This window comes from Catenovulum agarivorans DS-2 (assembly GCF_000568405.1).
Lineage (GTDB): Bacteria > Pseudomonadota > Gammaproteobacteria > Enterobacterales > Alteromonadaceae > Catenovulum > Catenovulum agarivorans_A.
The window spans coordinates 1-555 of sequence record NZ_ARZY01000108.1; the positions used below are offsets into that span (position 1 = coordinate 1).

Below are 555 nucleotides of genomic sequence, written 5' to 3' on the forward strand. Positions count from 1 at the left end.
ATTATCGCTATTTATATTGATTTAGCTCTATATAACTTTCGGGCATTAAACCTGTATATGCAGCCTGCCAGGATTCAACATGTATCTGCGCAATTGCTGAAATATCAGCAATTGATGCTTTTCTGATTTGTGGCATTAAAGTTCCTTTTAAAAACTAGAGTTTGGTTGTTGGAGAAATTCAATTTCTTCTTTGGTAGATTGTCGGCCTAATATTTTATTTCTATGTGGGTAGCGGCCAAATTTATCTATGATGTTTTTATGCTGTAATTCAAACTCTAAATTATTGGTCCAACCTGCGGCTTCAAATAATTTAACAGCTTCAACATGTATCAATTTAGATTCACTGTGCATAAATGGCATATATAAAAAAGCTTGTTGAATTGGTAACAGCTGTTGGTCAAATTGTTGTGATATTGCAAATTGAGCGAGGGCTAATGCCATTGCATCGCTTGCAAATGCTTCGGGTTGGTCACGATATATGTTGCGTGAAAACTGATCCAGAATAATAATTTCCGCTAAACTGCCTAGGGCCTGTTGACCTTTCGAGTGCAATTT

Annotated in this window: 2 protein-coding genes; both read right to left on the reverse strand. The window is 36.0% G+C overall.

What is annotated here, in order from left to right:
• Positions 1-7: 7 nt before the first annotated feature.
• The gene (locus tag DS2_RS20985; RefSeq protein WP_268745649.1) at positions 8-136 is read right to left on the reverse strand and encodes a hypothetical protein; all 129 of its coding nucleotides are present in this window, start codon (positions 134-136) and stop codon (positions 8-10) included.
• Positions 137-147: 11 nt separating this feature from the next.
• Positions 148-555: DUF924 family protein (locus tag DS2_RS19405; protein WP_035016744.1), on the reverse strand; the 408-nt coding region annotated here is incomplete at its 5' end.

What these genes read in the sequence shown, in the direction of transcription:
- DS2_RS20985 (WP_268745649.1), bottom strand. Translation starts at nt 136, where the DNA reads ATGCCACAAATCAGAAAAGCATCAATTGCTGATATTTCAGCAATTGCG.